18 protein-coding genes are annotated in these 17,096 nt (G+C 35.0%); all 18 read right to left on the bottom strand.

Annotated elements, in window-relative coordinates:
- Positions 1–229: 229 nt before the first annotated feature.
- The gene (locus HM990_RS19240) at positions 230–787 is read right to left on the bottom strand and encodes a 4'-phosphopantetheinyl transferase family protein (protein WP_178991553.1); all 558 of its coding nucleotides are present in this window, start codon (positions 785–787) and stop codon (positions 230–232) included.
- Complete coding sequence (locus HM990_RS19235) at positions 787–1,038, bottom strand: acyl carrier protein (RefSeq protein WP_178991552.1); 252 nt, start codon at positions 1,036–1,038, stop codon at positions 787–789. Before HM990_RS19235 ends, HM990_RS19240 begins: the two co-directional genes overlap by 1 nt.
- 145 nt (positions 1,039–1,183) lie before the next feature.
- On the bottom strand, positions 1,184–2,455 hold the full coding sequence (locus HM990_RS19230; RefSeq protein ID WP_178991551.1) for a beta-ketoacyl-[acyl-carrier-protein] synthase family protein: 1,272 nt from the start codon (positions 2,453–2,455) through the stop codon (positions 1,184–1,186).
- A gap of 84 nt (positions 2,456–2,539) precedes the next feature.
- Positions 2,540–3,013, bottom strand: coding sequence for a 3-hydroxyacyl-ACP dehydratase FabZ family protein (locus HM990_RS19225; protein ID WP_178991550.1), 474 nt, complete (start codon positions 3,011–3,013; stop codon positions 2,540–2,542).
- Positions 3,014–3,311: 298 nt separating this feature from the next.
- Positions 3,312–4,364: a type III polyketide synthase gene (locus HM990_RS19220; RefSeq protein WP_178991549.1), complete on the bottom strand. Its 1,053-nt coding sequence runs from the start codon at positions 4,362–4,364 to the stop codon at positions 3,312–3,314.
- Positions 4,365–5,075: a methyltransferase domain-containing protein gene (locus HM990_RS19215; protein WP_178991548.1), complete on the bottom strand. Its 711-nt coding sequence runs from the start codon at positions 5,073–5,075 to the stop codon at positions 4,365–4,367. It lies immediately after the preceding gene.
- Positions 5,072–6,199 (bottom strand): NAD(P)/FAD-dependent oxidoreductase, encoded by a 1,128-nt coding sequence (locus tag HM990_RS19210; protein ID WP_178991547.1) that lies wholly within the window; start codon positions 6,197–6,199, stop codon positions 5,072–5,074. The genes HM990_RS19215 and HM990_RS19210 overlap by 4 nt, the downstream gene beginning before the upstream one ends.
- Positions 6,200–6,205: 6 nt before the next feature.
- On the bottom strand, positions 6,206–6,724 hold the full coding sequence (locus tag HM990_RS19205) for a YceI family protein (RefSeq protein WP_178991546.1): 519 nt from the start codon (positions 6,722–6,724) through the stop codon (positions 6,206–6,208).
- A 64-nt stretch (positions 6,725–6,788) separates the two neighbouring features.
- Positions 6,789–7,238 carry a 3-oxoacyl-ACP synthase gene (locus HM990_RS19200; protein WP_178991545.1) on the bottom strand — a complete coding sequence of 150 codons (450 nt, stop codon included), beginning with the start codon at positions 7,236–7,238 and terminating at the stop codon, positions 6,789–6,791.
- On the bottom strand, positions 7,235–7,921 hold the full coding sequence (mtgA, locus tag HM990_RS19195) for a monofunctional biosynthetic peptidoglycan transglycosylase (RefSeq protein WP_229719322.1): 687 nt from the start codon (positions 7,919–7,921) through the stop codon (positions 7,235–7,237). Before mtgA ends, HM990_RS19200 begins: the two co-directional genes overlap by 4 nt.
- Positions 7,922–9,037, bottom strand: coding sequence for an NAD(P)/FAD-dependent oxidoreductase (locus HM990_RS19190; RefSeq protein WP_178991543.1), 1,116 nt, complete (start codon positions 9,035–9,037; stop codon positions 7,922–7,924). It abuts the gene before it with no gap.
- A gap of 54 nt (positions 9,038–9,091) precedes the next feature.
- A complete protein-coding gene (locus tag HM990_RS19185; RefSeq protein WP_178991542.1) occupies positions 9,092–11,803 on the bottom strand; it encodes a zinc-dependent metalloprotease in 2,712 nt (903 codons plus the stop codon).
- 247 nt (positions 11,804–12,050) lie between these two features.
- Entirely contained in the window at positions 12,051–13,403 is a 1,353-nt protein-coding gene (gene accC, locus HM990_RS19180) for an acetyl-CoA carboxylase biotin carboxylase subunit (protein WP_178991541.1), read from the bottom strand.
- A 75-nt stretch (positions 13,404–13,478) separates the two neighbouring features.
- Complete coding sequence (gene accB, locus HM990_RS19175; RefSeq protein WP_178991540.1) at positions 13,479–13,967, bottom strand: acetyl-CoA carboxylase biotin carboxyl carrier protein; 489 nt, start codon at positions 13,965–13,967, stop codon at positions 13,479–13,481.
- A 32-nt stretch (positions 13,968–13,999) separates the two neighbouring features.
- Complete coding sequence (locus HM990_RS19170; protein ID WP_178991539.1) at positions 14,000–14,995, bottom strand: beta-ketoacyl-ACP synthase III; 996 nt, start codon at positions 14,993–14,995, stop codon at positions 14,000–14,002.
- Positions 14,996–15,172: 177 nt separating this feature from the next.
- Entirely contained in the window at positions 15,173–15,376 is a 204-nt protein-coding gene (gene rpmF, locus HM990_RS19165) for a 50S ribosomal protein L32 (protein WP_110474442.1), read from the bottom strand.
- Between the two features lie 8 nt (positions 15,377–15,384).
- Positions 15,385–15,924: a YceD family protein gene (locus HM990_RS19160; RefSeq protein WP_178991538.1), complete on the bottom strand. Its 540-nt coding sequence runs from the start codon at positions 15,922–15,924 to the stop codon at positions 15,385–15,387.
- A 79-nt stretch (positions 15,925–16,003) separates the two neighbouring features.
- A complete protein-coding gene (gene pdxA / locus HM990_RS19155) occupies positions 16,004–17,044 on the bottom strand; it encodes a 4-hydroxythreonine-4-phosphate dehydrogenase PdxA (protein WP_178991537.1) in 1,041 nt (346 codons plus the stop codon).
- Between the last annotated feature and the right edge of the window lie 52 nt (positions 17,045–17,096).

Below are 17,096 nucleotides of genomic sequence, written 5' to 3'. Positions count from 1 at the left end.
CTGACTGGTTAATAACTATGAATTGTTATATACAAATAATGATATTCATCTTTTTTCAAAAGGCTTATTTTTGTTTCTATGCAATCCCTTAATTGACATACTTCTATTGATTGGAATTTCATTAAAAAAATAAATTCCATGTATTATTGAGTGGTTAGTATCTTTAAAAAAATATTACCTCTATAACGTTTGGATTGGCAAAGAAGTGAAAATATTAAATATTTATGGATTAAACCATATAAGCTCCAAAACCACCATGATGGCTCCAACTAACCTGATATTTTTCAGAATTAAAAACCACAGCAGGAACACCAAATTCAGATTTTTCAATTTTTAAATCTTCTAATGATATCTGGTAAGTTTTAGAAAATTCATTCAATAAAGCCGCTTTGGTAACTTCACTTTGAATATTTGAATCCTCTTCAAATTCAATCACTTTTGAAGCCATTTTAAAATCTAATAGTCGTGCTTCAGACAAGATATATTTTGAAGTGTTTTTAGTTTTAGTTCGGCATTCAAAGTCTTTGAATCTTACGATTCCTTTTTCATTTTCAATTTGACATTCAAAACCATTAGGCTTATAAAATCGGCTTGGGTTTTGTTGGGTGTAAAGTTTATATGCCGCTTCTTTCATGCTCCAAAGTCGCCACACCATAAAAAATGGATCTTCGGAATTATAGATTAGCTGCTGTTCTTTTTGCGTAAATAATTTATCCAAAAAACGAGGGCGTTGCCAATTGGAATCTCGTTTAGCCTCCTCTAAATCAACAATGTCGTTACCAACCATTAGGCTCTTAATTTTGTGTTTACAATGTCAATGGCAGATTTAACATCGAGCATTTTTTCCATGTCCTCATTTTCTAATCTGATGTCGAACTCATCTTCGATATCAAGAATAATATCCACCAAATTGGCGGAATTGATTTTTAAGTCATTTACAAAATCCGTATCAACAGTCAGGTTTTTAAACGCCTCCTCATCTTGGATATAAGGCGCAATGATGGTTTTTAGTTTTGGGATTAATTCTTCGTTTGTCATATTCATTTCCCACGAAAGTGGGAATCTTTTTAATTATACTTCAATGATTTATTGTAAAGTTAAGCAAAGTCATTTCAATATTAGACCTGCTAGGTTTTAATCCCGAAAGTTTTCGGGACTGCAAGGACAATTATCCGAAACTGTTTTACTTTCTAAACTTCCTAAACACAACACAAGCATTCACATCGCCAAAACCAAAACTTGCCTTCGCCATCACTTCAAAATTAAAATCAATTTTTTGAGTTTGGATTTTGTCTGAACTTACCAGCGCTTCTATTTCGGGATGTAAGTCGTCACAATTGATATTTGGTGCTACAAATTGTTCTTTAAGTTGTATGACGCTCGCCACGCATTCAATTGCTCCTGCGGCAGCCAAACAATGACCAATCATGGATTTAGTGGAATTTATATACGGAAAATCCGCTCCGCTTCTATTTAAACTCTTAGTCCAATTTTCAATTTCTAGGCTGTCTTTTGAGGTTGCCGTTAAATGGCCATTAATAACATCAATTGCATTTGACGCTATTCCCGAATTGGCAATGGCATGTGTAATACAACGTTGAACGGCTTCAGCATTTGGTGCAGTTAAAGTTCCGCCTTGTCGCTGACCACCAGAATTGATTTCGCCGCCCAAAACCTCAGCGTAAATGGTTGCGCCACGCTCTAAAGCGCTTTCCAAGGATTCCAAGACTAGAGCTCCTGCGCCACTTCCTGGCACGAATCCCGTAGCAGAAGCGCTCATTGGTCTTGAGCCTTTTTCTGGTGCGTCATTGTGCTTGTAGGTCATCACTCGCATGGCATCGAATCCTCCCCAAATATAGGGTCCATGGTCGCTACAACTGCCAACTAACATGCATTTGGCTTTTCCGCTAGAAATACGGTCATAACCCATGATTACAGCTTCAGTTCCCGTGGAACATGCCGATGAATTGGTAGTGACTTGATTACCCAAACCCAACATACCGCTTAAGTAAGCACTGACTCCACTCGCCATGGTTTGTAAAACGACTGTGCTTCCTAAACGGCGTACATTGCCTTCATCCAAACTATAAATGGCTTCTCTGAATTTTTCAATTCCGGACGTTCCTGTTCCGAAAATTAACCCTGTGTCGTAATCGAGTTCGCTTTCAGGATTCATTTCAAAACCAGCATCTTTCCATGCGTCAATGCCTGCGATACAACCATAAAGTATGCCTGAACTATTGAATCCGCGCAATTGTAAACCGGTAAAATATTTTGATTTTTTTTCTTCTGAAATTTGAGGAATGCCACCTATCTGACAAGAAAAATTAAGGTCTTTTAGTTTTTGATGAAACGTGATTCCCGATTTACCTTGTTTTAAGGCATCAGTGAAATCGGTTATTCCAACGCCGTTTGGTGATACGACTCCTAATCCTGTTATTACTACTCTTTTCATACACATTCCTGCGAAGGCAGGAATCTTATTAATTAAACACTAAATATTACTTTTATAATGATTTTTCATTCAAAATGAATTACTTCATTGATTTTTCGAGTCTGAGATTCCTGCTTTCGCAGGAATTTGTATCATTCCTGAAATATTTCCTCTACAAACCAATTCGTCTTTTTCATTGAATAACTTCACTTTACACTTCATCTTATTAAACCGAAAAACTTCTTTTTCAGAAATTACCGTTACTTTTTCATTTGGCAAAACAGGTAAATAAAAATCAATTTGATGGGATGTTAATGCTATTTGCGGTTTTATGCTTTCATTTAATTCATCTTTCATTAAATATATTCCTAAACAAACCAAACCGATTTGAGCCATACATTCCGTTAAAATAACGCCTGGTGTTATTGGGTTGTCTTTAAAATGACCTTTATAAAATGATTCGTCTTTTTTAAATGTATAGTGTCCTGTGATTCCATGTTCTGAAACCGTATCGATACCATCAACAAACAAAAATGGTTTTTGATAGGGTAAAAGTTTTATGATGTTTTTATTTGTCATTTCTGATTGTTAAAACTTAATATTTTAAACTGGTTTGTTACACTGTTTACTTTCATTTTTTTCTTGATAAAAAAACGAAACAAAAAAATCAAAACTGAACATTGTTTTATTAAAAATATCTTTCACTACGGCACAAAAATAAAGAGATTGGAATTCAAAATTAATCTAGTAAACATTTAACATCACATTATATCGCGAAATTATCGAAACGACGATTTTTGTTTAACCCTTCGTTTCAATTCATTTTTTACATAAAACAATCTTAGGTTGACTTAAGTTTTAACTTCAACAATCCATATTACCATTCCAACAAAATACGCTGCGCCGAAAAACCAGGTCCAAAACTGAGCATGATTCCTTTGTCGCCTTTTGGTAAATCCCTATCCATAAAACGCTCTAACACGTACAAAACCGTTGCACTGCTCATATTTCCGTATAGTCTTAAAACTTCCTTTGTGTCCTCTATATTTTTACCTAAATCGCCAAATAAATCTTCAACTGTTTGTACTATTTTTTTACCTCCGGGATGGAAAACTAAATGGTCAATATCTTCAATGGTCAATCCATTTCGTTCTAAAAATGGATGGATAATTTTAGGGAAATGATCGGCAATGGTTTGCGGTACCGATTGGTCTAAAACCATTTGTAATCCTGTGTTTTTCAATTTAAAACCCATCATGTGCTCGGCATCAAAGAAATGGTACATGGCTTCGTCCTTAATTTCAGGACCTTTTTCATCTTCGTAAGACGATAAAATGACACTAGCACAACCATCGCCAAAAATGGCAGCACTGACGATATTGACCATCGAATAATCATCGAGCTGAAAGGTTGCGGTTGGCGACTCTACAGCAATGACTGCAGCACGTTTGTTCGGATTAGCTTTTAAAAAATTCTTGGCATACAATATTCCAGATACGCCTGCCGCACAACCCATTTCGGTAACTGGCAAACGCACGATATCTTGTTTCATTTTTAAGCTGTTTATCAGATAGGCATCCAGTGATGGAATCATAATGCCTGTGCAACTTACCGTGATGATGTAGTCAATATCAGTGGCTTTTAAACTGGCTTTATCTAATGCTTTGAGCAGACTTGCTTCCGCTAATTTTATAGATTCTTTGGTGTAAATCTCATTCTTTTCTTCAAAAGATGTTTTTAAAAAGACCTCTTCAGGATTCATGATAGAATACCGTCTATCAACCGTAGCATTTTCGAAAATCTTGAGGACTTTTCGTTTAAAACGTTCCTCTTGGTCTTCTAACCATAATTCTACAAAGGGTAAAATATCCTTAGTTTCCCTAGTATATTTTGGGAGTTGTTTTGCAACTGCTGTTATTTTTACTGACATCTAAGTTTTAATTAACCATTGGTAACGGAAAGCCCATTTCCAACTGATTTTTGATTTGAGTTTTAATGTTTCTGACATACGCTCTAAATCTTCGCGTTTAAAAGCGCGAAGAATAGAGGTCAGCCCATCTTGTTTTATCATGTAATTTGAAATAATCATCCCTAATAGTTTAAATAAACCATAGGCAATTTCACTACGATGCAAATCATTTACAACGATGCCAATACTTGCCATATCTGAAAGATTTGATAATAATCTTAGAATTTCTTCTTCCTTAAAATGATGTAAAAAAAGCGTTGCTAAAACAATGTCGCATTCCTTTTCTTGAAATTTTTCAGAAAATATATCTTCATTTTTAAAGGATAATTCTGGATAACTTTCGGATAATTCATTGGCGTAATCAACCGTGTCTTGGTTAGCATCTATTCCTATTAACTTGAAATTATAGCCGTTTTTCCTACCAAAATCAGCTACCAATCTTAATATATCTCCATGACCACAACCTAAATCTACTATAGTATAGGTCTGTGTTTTGGGTCGCCCGTTTAATAGCGCATCAATACCATTAATACTAATACGATTGCCACCAAGCCATTTATTTATGCGTCCTAACTTATCTAAGGTATCTCGCAACAACTCGCCTTTCATGGTAAAATCGTCCATGAGTTCAGTTTTATTACTCCGATAAGTAGTGTTTATAAATAGGTTCATTTAGCAGTCATAGGTTTACCGTGGGTCATTTTTATAATTTGTGGCATCAAGAACGGAAACGAATGCAATACCTTTAAAAGTTTTGGTGCTAACCAGTCTTGCCTAAATAAATAGGCGATACTGTGTCCTGCTTTTAACCGTAAACCAAATGTTTTTTTCCAACGTTTGGTGTACTGGTTTTCTAACTTTTGACGTGATGCAATTTTTCCATGAAGATAATCAATAATCAACTCTGATGCTAATTGCGCGCTTCTAATTGCCATTCCCATACCGTTTCCGCACAACGGATGAATCATTCCAGCGGTATCTCCACACATAATGATATGGTTTTCAACAGGCTTTTTCGTTTCGAATGAAATCTGACTTATGGTTAATGGGTTTTCGAATTCTGATTTTGAATTTTCAAAAATTGATCTCAATTCTGAATTTTTAAAAAGCACTTCTTCTTGGAATGTTTCAATATCCTTATGTTTTTTGAAAGCCTTAAAATTAGTTATATAACAAAGATTAATATGATTGTTTTCCACTTTTGAAACCCCACAATAGCCACCATTAAAATTATGCAAAGTGACCTTGTCTTCAGGGAAATTTCCCGACACATGAATTTTAACGCCTAAATACGGCGACTTCTTCTTGATAAATTTTCGGTTGAATTGTATATCTAAATTTGAACGCTTGCCATAAGCGCCGATCACCATTTTAGAATGAAATCGTTGTTGAGATTTTGTTTCTACTTGAAAGTTATCATTTTCAAATTTTACATCAGTCACTGAATCTTGAAATACTTCAACGCCATTTTTTAGTGCGAGTTGATACAATTGAAAATCCATCTCATAACGACTCATCCCAAAACCACCAAGTGGTAAATTCGAAGAAATACTTTTATTGTTATGCGTGGTTAATTCGAACTTTGAGATTTGCTTTGCACCAAATTCAAAAGGATTGAACCCTAGATGATTTAGATATGGTAAAACTTTATTTGACACATATTCACCGCACACTTTATGCCTTGGATACGCGTTTTTTTCTATAAGTAAAATGTTTAATTTCTCTTTTGATAAATGGATGGCATTTGTTAATCCTGCTAAACCTCCTCCAATAATAATTACATCGAATTTATTCATTGTGGTTTAAAAATCCTGAAAATGTACAACACTTATTTTTACCGTATCGCTCATAATGAAACTGCCACCTCCAACTTTAAAATCTCTGCGGTCTAACTCAAAATTAGAGGTTATTTTATAACTATTATCAACCTCAGCGACATTAACTTTAATATTGATCTCCTTGGTAATCCCTTTAATAGTAAGATTTGCTTTTACCTTATACTGATTGTCAGATAACTTAGTAATTGATTCACTTTTTAAAGTTATTTGTTTATGGTTTGTGACATCAAAATACTCTTCTTCTTTCAAGTGTTCGTCTCTATTATCTATACCTGTTTTTATAGAAGATACCTTTATGGTTCCTGAAAGACTTTCTAATTCCGAGTTTGCCTCATCAAATTCAACTGTGATAGAAAATGTATTGAAATGACCATCTACATTGATGCCAAAGTTTTTAATCTTAAAATCAATGCTAGATGTATTTTGAGCAACTGCAGTGATTGAAAAGCAAAGGATAAAAAATGAAAGTAAACCAATTCTCATAACTTATAATTGTTTTGTGAAGTTAAGCTAGAAATGAGAAAAATGAAATAGGTTTAACGTTTTTCTAATGTATTTCTATAATTTTGAATACGGTTTCCCTAAATCGAACTGTATCGTTAACACGTTTAGATATTAATAATTGTGCTATTGGTGTTGCTGCTGAAATAGCAAAATAAGAATCCTTTTCTACTTCAATTTTGCCAGCGCTAATGGCAATAAAATAATTAGCCTCAGTTGTTTTTACCACAGCACCTAATGTCACTGTTTGATGTTTAGATTCCACATTTATTTTTTGAAGAATTTGCTGCTGTTTTTCAATTTCTGCCAATTGGTGACCTGCTTTTTCTCGTTCTAATTGTAGCATCGCTCGTCCTGTTTCGTGCTTATCTCCAGCACTACTTTTAGTTTCGGATTGCAAGGCGCTTTGAATTTCTGAAATGGTATGATTTACAGTTGTCAATCGTTCATCAATAAATTCTAAGCATCGCTTATATAGTTTTTCTTTTATGGTCATTTTTCAGTATTGAAATTAAATTCACCATAATATCGCATCTGCTTTACAATCCATTGTTGGCGTCTTTGGATATATGCTGACGCGGGATTTGCCTTGTAATTTCTTGGATTTGGCAAAACGGCAACAATGGCTGCGGATTCGTTTGCATTTAAATTTGCAGCAGATTTTTTAAACCAATAGTGTGCGGCAGCTTCTGCACCATAGATACCGTTACCCATTTCAATACTGTTTAAATAGACTTCGAGAATGCGCTCTTTGCTCCAAATAGTCTCAATTAAAAAGGTGAAATACGTTTCTAAGCCTTTACGCAACCAAGAACGTTGTGGCCATAGAAAGACATTTTTTGCAGTTTGTTGGCTAATGGTGCTTCCGCCTCTAATATGGTTTCCTCTCTTGTTGTGTTCGTAAGCTTTCTCAATGGCTTCAATATCAAAACCATTGTGCTCCATAAACTTTTGGTCTTCACTACAGATAGCGGCGAGCTGGATATTCTTTGATATCTTTTCCATGGAAACCCACTTGTGTTTCCATGTTTTGGTCTCATTAGTACTTTCAAAATAACGAATAACCATTAAAGGCGTTGCTGGTACAGGAACGAACTTATATAACGCCACCAAACCGACCGACAAGACGATAAACCAAAGCACTAATTTTCCTAAAAAACGAAATACCCTTTTCATCAATTATTCTACTAAATCTGCTAGTTCTTTGCCTATTATACTACCAATTGCGATTCCCATTCCACCTAATCGTACGCCGCAAAACACATGGTCTGATAGTTGTTTTACAACCGTATTCTTTTGTTTTCCAACGCCCATTATGCCGCTCCATCGCTGGTCTATTTCAAAATTTGTATTTGGCAAAATAATGGTTTTAAGCAATTCTTCGAGCTTATTTTGAATGATTTCTGTTTGACCGAATTCCGTAGTTTCTTCAGTTTTAAAATCTAAGTTTCGTCCGCCACCAAGCAGTATTCTATTATCAACATTTCTGAAGTAATAATAACCTTCGTCCAGATGAAACGTGCCTTTAATATGTAAATTATCTATTGGTTTTGTAATTAAAACTTGGGCTCTGGCTGGTTTTACTTCCAGAATGTTGAGTTGTTTGGCAAATCCGTTTGTTGCGATGCACAATTTTTTCGTCGTAAAATCGAAATGATTGGTTTTAAGTTTTACCGCATTTGAACCTTCCGAGAAATCTTCAAGCATTGCATTATTCAAGATTTTTATTCCCAAGGATTGTACTTTAATCAATAACGCTTCCATCATTTTTCCTGTATCAATCTGTCCTTCGAAGGGATTAAAACAGTAATTCGATTTTATCTTTTTGAAATCAAAATTATTCGCTTTAAAAGAAAATACCTCAGCATTGAAAGTTGGATATAAGAGCTGATTGATGTCGTCTTTCTTTTCTAAACATGAATTATAAAGTGTGTCGTCAGACTCTAAGAACAATTCATAACCGCCTAAATTTTGATAATCTATGGCATTATCTCCCAATGTTTCTCGAAGTAGTTTAAGACCGTTGATGCGCTTTTTAATTAATTCTAAGACTTCGGCTTCCGAGTGATTTTTTAAATCATCTTTAATCTCACTTAAACTTCCAAAACAAGCAAAACCAGCATTTTTTGTACTTGCCCCTTGTGGAAGCATTCCTTTTTCAAGAATTAAAATTTTAGCTCTTGGGAAACGATTTTTTAATTGCAATGCACAATTAAGACCTACAATGCCACTGCCAACAATTGTAAAATCAATGTTAGTTAACCACGTTTTTATTTCCCAATACGATAAATTCATAGCATAAAAAAAAAGCTCCTAAAATTAGGAGCTTTTCAAATATAAATTAAATTATTATTCCACAATGATTTTCTTGGTTACTTTATTTGCTCCATCTGCAATAGTCACTAAATAAACGCCAGATTGCGCATCGTTAAGTTGAATAGTTTCTTCAAATCTACTGACACTATTAAAACTTTTAGTATAGATAGACCGTCCCCTAATGTCATAAACTTCTATGTTTATTGCTTCGCCAGATTTTGGGTTGAAACCGATATTAAATACTCCATTATTAGGATTAGGATAAATATTGAGATTATCTAATTCGTTGTCCAGTACTGACAATACTGGTTCGACAGAATTTTCACATACTTCAATTGTTACGGAATTAATTGCACTGGGCGTTCCATTAACTGTGCTGTCAAAAATAAAGAATAACCAATCCCCTTGTGAATTGGTACCATCTACAGCAGATAATGCATCTTCTGGCATAATACTATCTCCATTACTAATAGTGGCACAATTTATTGCCGATCCTTCATCGTCAAAAACCAAATTAGGATTGGCACTGCCTGAACATTGTTGTGTGACTAATCTAATTATAAATGAACCTGCATATTCTGGATGCCTAAAACCATATAATAAATCACCACTATTGGGATGAGTTATATCTACTGATATATTGGCATCTGTCATAGTTAATGGCGCTGGCACGTTTAGTGTATATCCAGTGTATGCGTCAATACTTTCTGGTACAGGTAAACCACCAAAATCAAAAGTATAACTTTCGCACACATCCACATTTTCGTATACATAATTACCAATAGCAAAGAAAGACGTGTTAAGGTTAAAAAATATATTACCAGCACCTTCTACCATAATTCTACATTTTGGAGCAGTAATATTAGGCACCGTAATGGCATGGGAACCGTCATTTGGTACGTTAGATGCTAAAACCGTGTTGTAGGTTAAGCCTTCATCTATAGATAATAATATGTTAACATTTGCAGTATTAACTCCGTTACCTGTTGTACCAGCTACATTCCAAGTTATCGTCTCTGTCTGTCCTGGTGTCCACACAATTTGATTTGTATTTTGTGAGGTTACCATAAACGGTCCAGCTGCAGCAACATTGGTAATTGTCATTTGATCATCGTCTGTTTGGCCTCCACTAGCATCGTTATCCCTTACGGTTAATTTGTAATTAATAGTTCTGTTTACCGTTGCTAATTTTTCCCATGTTGTTGATGTACCTCCATTGCTTAGTGCGTCTGAAAGTCTTGGGACGTAACGTACTGGGTTTCCCGTGCCTAAAAAAGATCTTACCAATGGTCCAGAAACTGTGGTTTCTGTCGGTAATCCTGCTGGTCCCAAGTCGTATTGTTCCCATGTGTAGGTTAATGTTGCCATTCCATCGACATCAGATGAAGCGCTTCCGTCTAATTTATAAGGTGTGCCTTGAGGTATGGTATAATTGGCGCCTGCGTTTGCTACTGGCTCAGTATTACCTGTTGTTGTTCTATTTACCGGACAAGCACCTGTGCTTGTAACATGAGACCAAATTTGGTTTAAACTATTTTGATGAAAATAAGTATCACTATTACTTTGAATATTATCAGAATCACATATACCAGCATAAGCCATAATTGTTGACCCACTTCCTGGTTCATAAGCATTTGTTGCGGATCTGTTTCCACCAGAACAAAACCCTTCAGTTCCATTAAAAGTATGTGACGCTCCAAATTGATGTCCTAACTCGTGTGCTACAAAATCAATATCATAAGGGTCACCTATTGGTTGATCAGAACCTGTGACTCCTCTGGCCTTATTATCTGTATCACATGTAACCCCTTGTCCGGCTAGTCCACCAGCACCTGTGCTAAATGTGTGTCCAACATCATAATTAGCAGACATTATTATGTTATTAATCACACTTTGACTTTGATTTAATAAAATATTTGCATTGTTATTATTAAACGAATCCCCTCCTGTAGCATCTGTAAATATTATATTATTATTATCAGCAACTAAAGTAAGTTTTATCGATAAATCTCTTTGATAAATACTATTAACTCTGTTAATTGTTATTACAATTGCCGCCATAGCGCCTGCCACCGTTCCTCCGTGAAAAGCAGAATACTCCACTGTGCACGCAACAGCTAAACGATAATCTCTTAACATGCCATCATCAGCATTTCTAGCCAAATTTGTTGGTTCATCGTAAGCTCTATTGAGTATTGGGTTATCATTAACACCACATTCAAAATCAAAATTTCTCGCTTCTAAATTTTTCTTTGCATAGACAGAGTAAATATGTCCTTCTACTGTATAAGGATCGATAAACTGTGTACCATTTGAGGTTCCTAAAAACATTCCATGAAAACCTTTAGGTGTGATGCTAAACCTTACTATTTCCGCAGGATTATCGATTCCTTGACCTGCATAAGTTCTTATATCAGGAAATTGAGCTTGCAGTTCGGGTTCCATAATAGATGATTCGAATATTTTAAATCTATTTAGTTTGCCATCAGAATTAGGAAAAGAAATAATTGTATTTCCCATGTTCTCACTATTCCCAACATTATGTAAGTCATTTTTAAGCTTTTCTATATTTAGTTGAAAAAATGTCTCTTTCTTCAGTTCTATTTTTCTTAAAACTTGTTCAGATTGTTTTGCCTTTGATGCATTAATTCTAGTCCACAATTGGTCTGAGTTTTGCGAAATAGCAGATAAAGAAAAAAATGCGAATACCAGCATTGTTATTTTTAGTAAGTAATTTTTATTCATAGTTAATCGTTTTAGAAAACTCATAAATTTAGTGTATTTATTTTATAAATTAAAAAAAGTAAAACCTCCCCTTCAAAATTTAACTTTTGTTGGATCGATTCAAGAAACTCATCTTAACGTTTGATTTTTAATCAAACCTGCATGAAGTTAGGGAGGAATGAGAAGCATATTCCATTTTTTAGGGCAAAGAAGAAGATAAGATGGGTTCAAATGAAAAAACCCAAACTTCTCAGTTTGGGTTTTATAATTATTCTTCAACTACTTTTTGGATTTTAAAGTCTTCCATAAATTTGGTCGTATAATTGCCTGCTAAGTAGTCTGGATGATCCATCAACTGCCTATGAAAAGGAATCGTGGTTTTTATACCTTCTATAACAAACTCATCCAAAGCACGCTTCATTTTATTAATAGCTTCTTCTCTGGTTTGAGCTGTTGTAATTAATTTTGCGATCATAGAATCGTAATTTGGAGGAATACTATAACCGGCATAAACATGTGTATCTAATCTTACGCCATGTCCTCCTGGTGCGTGAAGCGTAGTGATTTTTCCTGGTGAAGGTCTAAAATCATTGAACGGATCTTCGGCGTTAATTCTGCACTCTATGGAATGCAAGTTTGGCGTATAGTTCTTGCCTGAAATTGGCACACCTGCTGCGACTAAAATTTGCTCTCTAATTAAGTCAAAATCAATAACTTGTTCCGTAATTGGGTGTTCTACTTGGATACGTGTATTCATTTCCATAAAGTAGAAATTTCTATGCTTATCCACTAAGAACTCAACGGTTCCTGCCCCTTCATATTTAATAAATTCGGCAGCTTTTACGGCAGCCTTGCCCATTTTAGCTCTCAATTTATCGGTCATAAAAGGCGAAGGCACTTCTTCTGTCAATTTTTGATGACGTCTTTGTATAGAGCAATCTCTTTCTGATAAATGACATGCTTTTCCACGAGAGTCACCCACAATTTGTATTTCGATATGCCGAGGTTCTTCGATGAGCTTTTCCATATACATATCATCATTTCCAAATGCAGCTTTAGATTCTGAACGTGCAGATTCCCATGCGTTTTGAAGGTCTTCTGGTTTCCAAACCGCACGCATTCCTTTACCACCTCCTCCAGCAGACGCTTTAAGCATCACTGGATAGCCAGTTTCTTTAGCAACTTTCTTACAGTCTTCAAAATCCTTGATAACTCCTTCGCTTCCAGGTACGCAAGGTACGCCCGCAGCTTTCATGGTCGCTTTAGCATTTGCTTTGTCTCCCATTTTATCAATCATTTCTTCGGAAGCGCCTATGAATTTTATACCGTGCTCTTCACAAATTTTTGAAAACTTTGCATTTTCTGATAAGAATCCATAACCTGGATGAATAGCATCTGCATTTGTAATTTCTGCAGCTGCGATGATATTGGATATTTTAAGATAGGACTCACTGCTTGGAGGAGGTCCGATACAAACTGCTTCGTCCGCAAATTTCACATGAAGACTCTCTGCATCTGCTGTAGAGTATACAGCCACAGTTTGTATGCCCATCTCTTTACAGGTTCTAATAACACGAAGTGCTATTTCTCCTCTATTGGCAATTAGTATTTTTTTGAACATAACTTTTAAGTATTTAAAATTTCAAATTCCAAACTCCAACAACTTGGGAATTATACTTTGGAATTTTAAATCGGGTTATGACGGATCTACCAAAAATAATGGTTGATCAAACTCTACTGGTGATGAATCATCTACAAGTACTTTAACAATTTTACCAGAAATCTCAGATTCAATTTCATTGAATAATTTCATGGCTTCAATAACGCAAAGTACGTCGCCTTCTTTAATTTCAGTACCCACTTCTACAAAAACAGGTTTGTCTGGAGATGGTTTACGGTAAAAAGTACCAATTATTGGTGATTTTATAGTGATGTATTTTGAATCCTCAGTAGCCGCAGGTGCCGCTGTTCCAGCAGAGGTTTCCTGGGCTGGTGCAGCTTGTTGTGCAGGTGCCTGTTGTTGCATAACAGGAGCCGCTTGCATCGGTACTTGATGTACAATAGTAGTGTCGTTTTCTGAACCTGTTCTAATGGTAATTTTAATGTCATCCATTTCCAACTTAACCTCACTTGCGCCAGATTTAGCTACAAATTTTATTAAGTTCTGAATTTCTTTTAAATCCATAATATTTAAATATTTGTTAGTTAGTGTAATTGTTAGGAATTATAAGCCCATTTGAAATAAATGGAGCCCCAAGTAAATCCGCCACCAAAGGCAGCGAATATTATTTTATCGCCTTTTTTAAGCTGCGATTCGTAATCGAATAATAATAATGGTAAAGTTGCAGAAGTGGTGTTTCCATACCTCTGTATATTCATCATTACTTTCTCATCTTCTAAATTAATTCTGCTCGCCGTTGCATCAATAATTCGCTTATTAGCTTGATGTGCCACTAGCCAGGCAATGTCGTCATTGGTAAGATTATTTCTTTTCATTATCCTTTCTGATACATCTGCCATATTAAAAACAGCATTTTTAAATACCGTTTTCCCATCTTGAAAAATATAATGTTTTCCTTCCTTAAATGTGTCTTCATTTATAGGGTATGAAGAACCTCCATAAGTCGCTTGCAAAAATTCACGACCTTCGCCATTACTTTTTAACAATTCATCTTGTAGTCCTAAACCTTCTTCATTGGGTTCAAAAAGTACGGCACCTGCGCCATCACCAAAAATGATACAAGTAGCTCTATCTTTATAATTAATAAAAGATGAATTTTTATCTGCGCCTATTAAGAGAATTTTTTTGTAACGACCAGATTCAATGTAAGCTGACGCCGTTGACATGCCAAATAGAAAACTAGAACAAGCGGCTTCCAAATCGTAAGCAAAGGCATTGACTGCTCCAATTTGTGTTGCTGTATATGATGCCGTTGCTGCCGCTTTCATATCTGGAGTTGCCGTACAAACAATCACCAAATCTATTTCTTTTGGGTCCAATCCTTTTTTCTGAATTAAATCTTCCGCAGCTTTAATGGCTAAAAACGATGTTCCTTTTCCGTCTTCTTTAAGAATTCTACGTTCCTTAATACCTGTTCTAGAGGTAATCCACTCGTCGTTGGTCTCAACCATAGTTTCTAAAACCTTATTGGTTAAAACATAGTCTGGTACGTAGCCTCCGACAGCTGTAATTGCCGCTGTGATTTTACTCATTATTAGGATTTTGATAATTAAAAGTATGGAAAAATGACAAAAACTGATATGTTTTATTCAATTTTTCGCATTTTTTGGCAAATTATTACGCAAAGTAAGTGGTTTTTGCGCTATTGAAAAAATAATAACAAAAAAAACGCTCACTAAGGAGCGTTTTCTTGTATGCATGCATAATACTTATGCAGCTGTTTCTTCTTCAACAGAGTTGTCAATAAGAACTTGACCTCTATAATATAATTTACCTTCGTGCCAATGAGCTCTATGGTATAAGTGTGGCTCACCAGTTGTTGGGCAAGTTGCTATTTGAGGTACAGAAGCTTTGTAATGTGTTCTTCTTTTATCTCTTCTTGTTTTTGAAATTTTACGCTTTGGATGTGCCATTTTAAATGTTATTTATCCGTTAATAGTTTTTTTAAATTATTCCAACGAGGATCAATATCCTCTGATGATTTTGTTTTGATGTCCTCACTTGGACTAAGTTCTTCTAATTTTGAAAGTATATCGGACTGTAATGTGCCGTCTTCAATACCAGGATGAACACGCTTGACAGGAACAGCTAAAATAATTAATTCATATATATATTGTGCCACATTAATTTCATATTCGCCATGTGGTACAATTAATATATCTTCATTATCATCATTATACTCGTTTCCAAATTTAACGACTAATTTAAAACTGTCTCTAATAGACTGGTCATAAGGTTCGCTTGTAATGTCGCAATCGATGTTTACTATACCTTCGGCAGAAAAATGCAACTCTAAAAGTGTTGACTTTTTTTCGAATTTTAGGTCAATTTTTACATCAACTGCATTAAATTCATCATATTCAAAATGCTCAAAGAACGTATTGTCAATCTGAAAATCAAAATGGTGCTCTCCTATTTTTAGTCCTACGAAAGGAATTGTATAAGATTTTAATGCCTTCATTATCACATTCATTTTGAGCGTGCAAATATATAAATTTTTCCTTACTTAAAGCTTAGATATCAACAAATTTTGTTTATAACTATCTAGAGGTCTTCTTTAATGGGTTTTTACCATAGAAATCATACGTTTTTCTAAGTTTAAAAATTTTGACTGCCGTGAAAATGGCTTGTTTCATTGAGCTTTCGTCAGCGATTCCTTTTCCAGCAATTTCGTACGCTGTGCCATGGTCCGGCGATGTTCTTACTTTATCTAAACCAGCCGTATAATTTACACCTTGTCCAAAAGCTATGGTTTTAAACGGAATTAAACCTTGATCGTGGTAAGATGCTATAATAGCATCAAAACTTTTGTAGGTGTTAGATCCAAAGAAACTATCTGCAGAATAAGGACCGTAAACCAGATCGCCATCAGCTTTTATTTTTTCTAGTGTCGGTTTCAAAATGGTATCATCTTCATTGCCAATTACACCATTATCACCTGCGTGCGGATTAATAGCTAGTACAGCAACTTTCGGCTTTCTAATTCCAAAATCTTGTTTTAGCGATTTTATAACTGTTGCTAGTTTCTCTTTTATCAGATCTTCAGTTATGGTTTGGCTAGCATCTTTCAAAGGAACATGATCGGTTAACAGTCCAACACGCAATTCGTCTGAGACCATAAACATTAGACTTTTACCATTTAATGCTTTTGCTAAATAATCGGTATGACCAGGAAAATTAAAGGTGTCTGATTGTATGTTGTGCTTATTAATTGGTGCTGTTACCAAAACGTCTATAGTTCCTTCCTTCAAGGCATTCGTTGCCGCTTCCAGTGATTTTATAGCGTATTCACCCATTTTTTTATCTTCTTTTCCGAAGTCTATATTAACGGGTTCATTCCAAACATTCATTACATTAACTTTTCCAAGCGCTACTTTCTCGAGTGAATCAATATTAAAAAAGTTGATTTTACTTTTAAAATGGTTCTTAAAAAACTGCATGGTCTTATCAGATGCAAAAATAACTGGTGTGTTCAATTCTAAGGACCTTGGGTCTTCATAAGATTTAATGATAATTTCTGGCCCTATACCATTGAGGTCTCCAATTGATATTCCGACAATGACGGATTCTTTTTGCTTCATAGATTTTTATTATCTTATTTGTCATGAAATGATAACAGAATTAAATGTTAGT

The sequence above is a fragment of the Winogradskyella schleiferi genome, assembly GCF_013394655.1.
GTDB classification, from domain to species: Bacteria; Bacteroidota; Bacteroidia; order Flavobacteriales; family Flavobacteriaceae; genus Winogradskyella; species Winogradskyella schleiferi.
The sequence above is the reverse complement of the archived record's forward strand: the minus strand, read 5'-3'. Positions and strand labels throughout refer to the sequence as shown.

Coding starts and splice junctions, on each gene's coding strand:
- HM990_RS19205 (WP_178991546.1), bottom strand. CDS start 6,724: ATGAGAATTGGTTTACTTTCATTTTTTATCCTTTGCTTTTCAATCACT.
- HM990_RS19225 (WP_178991550.1), bottom strand. CDS start 3,013: ATGACAAATAAAAACATCATAAAACTTTTACCCTATCAAAAACCATTT.
- accB (WP_178991540.1), bottom strand. CDS start 13,967: ATGGATTTAAAAGAAATTCAGAACTTAATAAAATTTGTAGCTAAATCT.
- HM990_RS19170 (WP_178991539.1), bottom strand. CDS start 14,995: ATGAGTAAAATCACAGCGGCAATTACAGCTGTCGGAGGCTACGTACCA.
- HM990_RS19215 (WP_178991548.1), bottom strand. CDS start 5,075: ATGAACCTATTTATAAACACTACTTATCGGAGTAATAAAACTGAACTC.
- pdxA (WP_178991537.1), bottom strand. CDS start 17,044: ATGAAGCAAAAAGAATCCGTCATTGTCGGAATATCAATTGGAGACCTC.
- HM990_RS19240 (WP_178991553.1), bottom strand. CDS start 787: ATGGTTGGTAACGACATTGTTGATTTAGAGGAGGCTAAACGAGATTCC.
- HM990_RS19210 (WP_178991547.1), bottom strand. CDS start 6,199: ATGAATAAATTCGATGTAATTATTATTGGAGGAGGTTTAGCAGGATTA.
- HM990_RS19230 (WP_178991551.1), bottom strand. CDS start 2,455: ATGAAAAGAGTAGTAATAACAGGATTAGGAGTCGTATCACCAAACGGC.
- HM990_RS19200 (WP_178991545.1), bottom strand. CDS start 7,238: ATGACCATAAAAGAAAAACTATATAAGCGATGCTTAGAATTTATTGAT.
- HM990_RS19185 (WP_178991542.1), bottom strand. CDS start 11,803: ATGAATAAAAATTACTTACTAAAAATAACAATGCTGGTATTCGCATTT.
- rpmF (WP_110474442.1), bottom strand. CDS start 15,376: ATGGCACATCCAAAGCGTAAAATTTCAAAAACAAGAAGAGATAAAAGA.
- HM990_RS19160 (WP_178991538.1), bottom strand. CDS start 15,924: ATGAAGGCATTAAAATCTTATACAATTCCTTTCGTAGGACTAAAAATA.
- HM990_RS19190 (WP_178991543.1), bottom strand. CDS start 9,037: ATGAATTTATCGTATTGGGAAATAAAAACGTGGTTAACTAACATTGAT.
- accC (WP_178991541.1), bottom strand. CDS start 13,403: ATGTTCAAAAAAATACTAATTGCCAATAGAGGAGAAATAGCACTTCGT.
- HM990_RS19235 (WP_178991552.1), bottom strand. CDS start 1,038: ATGACAAACGAAGAATTAATCCCAAAACTAAAAACCATCATTGCGCCT.
- HM990_RS19220 (WP_178991549.1), bottom strand. CDS start 4,364: ATGTCAGTAAAAATAACAGCAGTTGCAAAACAACTCCCAAAATATACT.